Below are 5,507 nucleotides of genomic sequence, written 5' to 3' on the forward strand. Positions count from 1 at the left end.
TGAGCGCTATTTTGTGAGCTAAAGTATTGATTTTTCAAGGAGCAAATCCCATTTTTAATGTGGGAAGTTTGAGTTATTATCTAAAAGATATCAATTGAGTTGTGTATTTCCATAAGTTATACTATACTTAAATTCTGACCTGTTCAGGAAGCGGGAGCAGCGTTCCTGCGTCCGCGGAATATATGCGAGGAGCGCGCGGAAAGAGATCATATTCCGGATAAGGGAGCGCTGTGGAAAAAACAGGGAATCACAGAACCGTGAAAAAGGAGTTTGCTATGAAAAAGATATTATTTGTTAATGCCTGTGTAAGGCCGGGTTCGCGGACGCTTGTGTTAGCGAAAAAGGCGCTTGATAAGCTGGACGGGCAGAAAGAGGAGGTAAATCTCTGTCAGGAGAAGCTGCTTCCCCTTAACCGGGAGATGCTGGAGGAAAGGGACGCCCTCATTGCAGCCGGAGATTTTTCGTCGCCGCTGTTTCAGTATGCAAAGCAGTTTGCGGCGGCAGATGAGATCGTGATTGCGGCGCCCTTCTGGGAGCTGGCGTTTCCGGCTGTCCTGCGGGTCTATCTGGAGCATATAACGATCGTGGGATTGACATTTAAATATTCTCCGGAGGGAATGCCTGTCGGATTGTGCAGTGCAAAACGGATCATTTATGTGACAACGGCAGGGGGAAAAATCGGCGGCTGTAATCTGGGTTATGAGCACATCAAGGCTCTGGCAGGCAGATTTTACGGGATACAGGATGTTGTGTGTTTCAGGGCGGAAGGGCTGGATATCCGGGGGGCGGATGTAAACGGCATTCTGGAGGAAACGCTGAAAGAAATAGAAAGCTGGAGCCCCTCGGCCGTATAATCATGAGGCGCTAAAAGAGGCTGGCGGTTACAGAATGCCGGAGGATCCGCGGCTGTCATTGAGCGGATCAATATGTACTCTCGGAATCTCTTAAGGAGGCGGGGATTTATGACAGAACGGGAAGGAATCAAAAAATTTGTGCTGCCTGCCATGATGTGGCTGATTTTTGAGGCGGTGGCCGTCGCGCTGTGGCTTTCGATGGGAAATCGGTTTTATTTATTCAATTTCAGCTATATCGGGACGTCCGTCGCGGCGGGGCTTCTTTTATTTCAGTTTCGGTATAAGCATGCGCGCAGGGTTGCGCAGTTTTTGGTGGGGACGTATATGCTGGTCTATCTTGGGCTGCTCTGCAATGAGAATATGCAGATTGAGGGATTCTGGTACTATCTGTTTACCGGTGTTTTTGAGGCGGCGACGATTCACTATGCCGTGGCAAAGATAGCCGGCCCGCTGGTTTTCGGGCGGGGGTGGTGCGGTTATGCCTGCTGGACGGCCATGATTCTCGATCTGCTCCCATATAAGATTCCGCAGCGCCCCGGGAAGAAATGGGGATGGGCAAGATATATTACCTTTGCGCTGTCGTTTCTGTTTGTCAGCGCTTTATTTCTGGCGCGGGTGAGCGATATGGAGCGGATCATGTTCCGGGCATTCCTTTTCGGTAATGCCCTGTATTACATCATTGGGATTGCGCTGGCTTTTTTGCTGAAGGATAATCGAGCATTTTGTAAGTATCTGTGTCCTGTGGCGGTATTTTTGAAGCCCATGTCGTATTTTTCCCTGCTGCGCATCAGGTGTGATAAGAGTAAGTGTATTTCCTGCGGAAGGTGCAGACGGGTTTGCCCGATGGATGTTGACATGACGGATCCTTCAAGGAGACGCAAAAACGGGACGGAATGTATTTTGTGTCACGAGTGTGTGAACGCGTGTCCTGAAAAGGCGTTAAAGTGATCCCGGAATCCCGCCGCGACAGATTTTGCGGGACTGCAGAAGCATATGTTACAGGATAGAGGAGGCGGACAATGATACTCACCGGATACCGGCCGGCTGACTGCAGGGAGCTGGCAGAGTTATTTTATGATACAGTACATACGATCAACGCGGGGGATTATACAGAGGAGCAGCTTACAGCCTGGGCGGACGGGGCGATTGACCTTAAACGCTGGAATCAGTCCTTTCTGGAGCATTACAGCATCGTCGCCAGAAGCCGCGGCGTGATAACAGGCTTTGGCGACATAGATAACACAGGGTATCTTGACCGGCTGTATGTCCATAAGGATTATCAGAGGAAAGGCGTGGCGTCTGCCATTTGCGATAAGCTGGAGAGGGCGGCTCAGGGGAAGATCGTTACGCATGCTTCTGTTACGGCGCGGCCTTTTTTTGAAAAAAGAGGGTATAAGACGGTAAAAGAGCAGCGGGTAGAACGGCGTGGCGTGCTTCTTACGAATTTTGTTATGGAGAAAGCAGGAAAAAAGGTTTTGGCAGGAACGGAGGGATAGTATGATCATACGTCATTCCAAAGAGGAGGATCTTCCGCGCATGATGGAGATATACGCATACGCGCGGGATTTTATGGCAGAGCACGGCAACCCGAACCAGTGGGGGCCGACCAACTGGCCGCCGGAGGGCTTGATCCGCGCGGATATTGCGGCCGGGAACAGCTATGTGTGCGTATGCAAAGACCGGGTGGCCGGCGCTTTTTTCTTTCGTCAGGGCAGGGACATTGAACCCACGTACCGGACGATAGAGGAGGGCGGATGGCTGGACGACGGCCCGTACGGCGTGGTCCACCGGCTGGCGGGGGACGGGAGCGTGAAGGGGATTGGAAGCGCCTGCCTGGAATGGGCGTTTGGCCAGTGCGGCCATCTGCGTATAGACACGCATGGGGATAACCGGGTCATGCAGAATCTGCTGAAAAAGAGCGGCTTTGTATACTGCGGGATCATCCATGTGGAGGAGGACTGCTACCCGAGGCTGGCGTACGAAAAGCTCCGGACAGAGGGCGGCCGGAGGCGTTAGCATGCAGGAATTGTTGGTTTATGCGATTTTGCTTAATGAGGAATTAGTAACAGAAAACGAGTACCGTAAATTGCTCGACGAATTATTTCTTAACAACCCCGAAGACGATGATTTGCTCTATTTAGAGTGGGAAACGGATATAAAAAAAGCTGCTGTTTATGTGAGAACAAATATGGATTATTTAAATCTTAATACAGAATGGTTCGGCAGAAAGTTAATGGGCAAATTAAAGGAAGTTTACGCGAATTGTTTGGATATAAAAGGCTTTGCCAATCGAATGTACAGCTTATGGGAGAATCTTCCCGGAAATATTCGGAACATAGAACCATTTTTGACTCTATGCTATGCGGATGATCCTTTATCATGGGGAGATGAAGAACAGACCAGGAATATGTATGAGCATATGCTGAACTACTATGAATAAACGAACAGCAATTCCTGTTTTCTGCTGCAGTCAGCCCCGATACGGAAACTGATAATTTCCGGGCAGGAAGAATTTTAGACCGGATACCATTCAAATTCGCGGCGCCTGCCTTTCAAAAAACAGGGACAGAGGGGCGGGATAACCGCCTCTCTGTTATATATAAGGATGCTAAAGCGCCATAATCAGCGTCCCTATTGTGATCAGTCCTGCTCCTGCCAATGATTTAGCCGTAACATTCTCATGCAGAAAAAGGAAGGCAAGTATCAAAGTAATTACAACGCTCATCTTGTCAACGGGAACTACCTTTGAAACTTCTCCCAATTGCAAAGCCCTGTAATAGCAAAGCCATGAGGCTCCGGTAGACAGGCCGGATAAAATAAGAAACAGCCAGCTTTTCCTGCTGATGGAAGAAATTCCGCCCTGTGCGTTTGTCAAAAAGACCATGCCCCATGCCATACCCAGCGCGACAACTGTGCGGAGCGCTGTGGCAAGGTGGGAATTTACCCCATCAATCCCCGCTTTTGCAAGAATAGATGTCAGTGCGGCAAATACGGCGGATAGTATTGCAAATAAAAGCCACATTATTTTTCTCCTTTCATGGTTTGCAGACGTTTAATGTAAACCTCCGTTCTTATTATATAGGATTGCAAGAGAATTTCAATGGTTTCAGGCGCTTATTCCCGCGAGCAACGAGCCAAGTGGGCATGCTTGCATGCACATTTGGCGACTGCCGCGAGGGTCAAATACCCCGCTGCTCTGCAGCGCTGCAAGTTTGGCGCCCCGTTGCTTGCAGCGGGGTTGTTGACTTCACAAATACGGTTACCTGCGTGAACGTAAGGAGCAGTAACAGTTCAGCCTTCGACTCCGCGAGGTGTTTTTTGTGAGCGAAGGTCACAGAAAACCCGAGGGCAGCAGCATCACGAGAAGGCCGCTTCCCATTGACTTTCTTCCCCGGACAGGATAGAATAAGGGAGAAAACATAAATCCTGCAGAGGAGGAAAAAAATGGCATTTATTGAAGAATTAGGCAAAGCAATCGGCAGCGGCAGCAGAAAGGCCGCCAATAAAGTTAAGGATATGACCGGCATTTTACAGCTCAAATCAAAGCTGTCCGCAGAGCGGGAGAAAATAAACCGGGCGTACATCAGTCTTGGCCAGGCATATTATGACAAGCATGAGCGTTCCATTGAGGAGGAGTTCGCCAATGAGTTCAAGATCATCGGGGCAGGGCTTGTGAAGATCGCCGCCCTGGAGGATGAGATTGCGGAGCTGGAGGGGGCCAGAGTCTGTGCGGAGTGCGGTGCGAGGGTGGAGCGGTCCGCCATGTACTGCAGCCGCTGCGGCGCGCTTATGAAAGAGAATGCGCCGGATCCAGAGGATGCGGGAAGGCGCGCAGTGAAAGAGCAGTTCGATTTTTCCAATAAAGATGCGCAGGATACGCAGAATGGGGAGCAGGAACAGTAAATGGACGCATTTGTACAATGGTTTACCGCCAGCCTGTCGGGACTGGTTTCCAAAGAGGTTATTGTCTTTATTATTTCCATGATTCCGATCCTGGAGCTGCGCGGCGGGCTGCTGGCATCATCGCCGGCGCTCCTTGACATCCCGATCCTCACCGCGATCCCGATCTGCATTATCGGCAATATCCTTCCGATCCCGTTCATCCTCCTGCTGATCAGCCGGATACTGGAATGGATGAAAAAAGTCAGCCTCTTTCGCCCGGTCGCGCTGTGGCTGGAGAAAAAGGCGATGAGCAAAAAGGATCAGATTGAGAAATACGGCTTCTGGGGCCTCGTCCTTTTCGTGGGAATCCCCCTTCCGGGAACCGGCGCATGGACAGGGGCGCTCGTGGCTTCGCTGCTGCGGATGAACTTTAAGAAGGCGTTTGGCGCGATTCTGATTGGGATTGTGATCGCAACTGTGATCATGTCGATCCTGTCATACGGGGTGCTGGGCGTTTTGTTTGGGTAAGGGAGCGCTGCTGCCTGCTTTGCCTGAGCGTTCAATGTGAAATGAAATGTTTGTTTCACTGGTGAATGAATCGTGTATCTGGCCGCCATCGTCAGCTTCTATATCCACTAAAACTCCGCTCCCGCTCGGAAAAAAGCGCAGCGGGAGAGGGGATCCTTATGGATATAGCCTGGATTCTCGGAGTTAACATGACGAGGTTGGTACCTTCACTCCGAGAGCCTCATATATTTTTGCCTGCTTATT

8 protein-coding genes are annotated in these 5,507 nt (G+C 50.4%); 7 read left to right on the top strand and 1 reads right to left on the bottom strand.

The genetic code is table 11. From position 1 onward, the window contains the following. Positions 1-275: 275 nt before the first annotated feature. The 5 genes from NFS31_RS25995 to NFS31_RS26015 all read left to right on the top strand — a co-directional run bounded on the left by NFS31_RS25995 (position 276) and on the right by NFS31_RS26015 (position 3,294). Entirely contained in the window at positions 276-854 is a 579-nt protein-coding gene (locus NFS31_RS25995; RefSeq protein WP_251501774.1) for an NAD(P)H-dependent oxidoreductase, read from the top strand. Between the two features lie 108 nt (positions 855-962). Continuing rightward, complete coding sequence (locus NFS31_RS26000) at positions 963-1,802, top strand: 4Fe-4S binding protein (protein ID WP_251501777.1); 840 nt, start codon at positions 963-965, stop codon at positions 1,800-1,802. A gap of 71 nt (positions 1,803-1,873) precedes the next feature. Further along, a complete protein-coding gene (locus NFS31_RS26005) occupies positions 1,874-2,350 on the top strand; it encodes a GNAT family N-acetyltransferase (protein WP_251501780.1) in 477 nt (158 codons plus the stop codon). Position 2,351: 1 nt separating this feature from the next. Next, the gene (locus NFS31_RS26010; RefSeq protein ID WP_251501783.1) at positions 2,352-2,870 is read left to right on the top strand and encodes a GNAT family N-acetyltransferase; all 519 of its coding nucleotides are present in this window, start codon (positions 2,352-2,354) and stop codon (positions 2,868-2,870) included. A gap of 1 nt (position 2,871) precedes the next feature. Beyond that, entirely contained in the window at positions 2,872-3,294 is a 423-nt protein-coding gene (locus NFS31_RS26015) for a hypothetical protein (RefSeq protein WP_251501786.1), read from the top strand. 168 nt (positions 3,295-3,462) lie between these two features. Here the strand turns inward: NFS31_RS26015 and NFS31_RS26020 are convergent, their stop codons facing one another. Further along, complete coding sequence (locus NFS31_RS26020) at positions 3,463-3,876, bottom strand: EamA family transporter (protein WP_251501789.1); 414 nt, start codon at positions 3,874-3,876, stop codon at positions 3,463-3,465. A gap of 422 nt (positions 3,877-4,298) precedes the next feature. On the opposite strand from NFS31_RS26020, the gene NFS31_RS26025 reads away from it, so the two are divergent. Then, positions 4,299-4,757, top strand: a complete 459-nt coding sequence (locus tag NFS31_RS26025) for a zinc ribbon domain-containing protein (protein ID WP_251501792.1) — start codon at positions 4,299-4,301, stop codon at positions 4,755-4,757. Continuing rightward, positions 4,758-5,264, top strand: a complete 507-nt coding sequence (locus NFS31_RS26030; RefSeq protein WP_251501795.1) for a COG2426 family protein — start codon at positions 4,758-4,760, stop codon at positions 5,262-5,264. It begins immediately after the preceding gene. The last annotated feature ends 243 nt before the right edge of the window (positions 5,265-5,507 follow it).

It is taken from the genome of Otoolea muris (assembly GCF_943193115.1).
Classification (GTDB): Bacteria; Bacillota; Clostridia; order Lachnospirales; family Lachnospiraceae; genus Otoolea; species Otoolea muris.

Excerpts from the sequence above, each read along its gene's own strand:
- NFS31_RS26020 (WP_251501789.1), bottom strand. The coding sequence starts at position 3,876 with ATGTGGCTTTTATTTGCAATACTATCCGCCGTATTTGCCGCACTGACA.
- NFS31_RS25995 (WP_251501774.1), top strand. The coding sequence starts at position 276 with ATGAAAAAGATATTATTTGTTAATGCCTGTGTAAGGCCGGGTTCGCGG.
- NFS31_RS26000 (WP_251501777.1), top strand. The coding sequence starts at position 963 with ATGACAGAACGGGAAGGAATCAAAAAATTTGTGCTGCCTGCCATGATG.
- NFS31_RS26030 (WP_251501795.1), top strand. The coding sequence starts at position 4,758 with ATGGACGCATTTGTACAATGGTTTACCGCCAGCCTGTCGGGACTGGTT.
- NFS31_RS26010 (WP_251501783.1), top strand. The coding sequence starts at position 2,352 with ATGATCATACGTCATTCCAAAGAGGAGGATCTTCCGCGCATGATGGAG.
- NFS31_RS26005 (WP_251501780.1), top strand. The coding sequence starts at position 1,874 with ATGATACTCACCGGATACCGGCCGGCTGACTGCAGGGAGCTGGCAGAG.
- NFS31_RS26015 (WP_251501786.1), top strand. The coding sequence starts at position 2,872 with ATGCAGGAATTGTTGGTTTATGCGATTTTGCTTAATGAGGAATTAGTA.
- NFS31_RS26025 (WP_251501792.1), top strand. The coding sequence starts at position 4,299 with ATGGCATTTATTGAAGAATTAGGCAAAGCAATCGGCAGCGGCAGCAGA.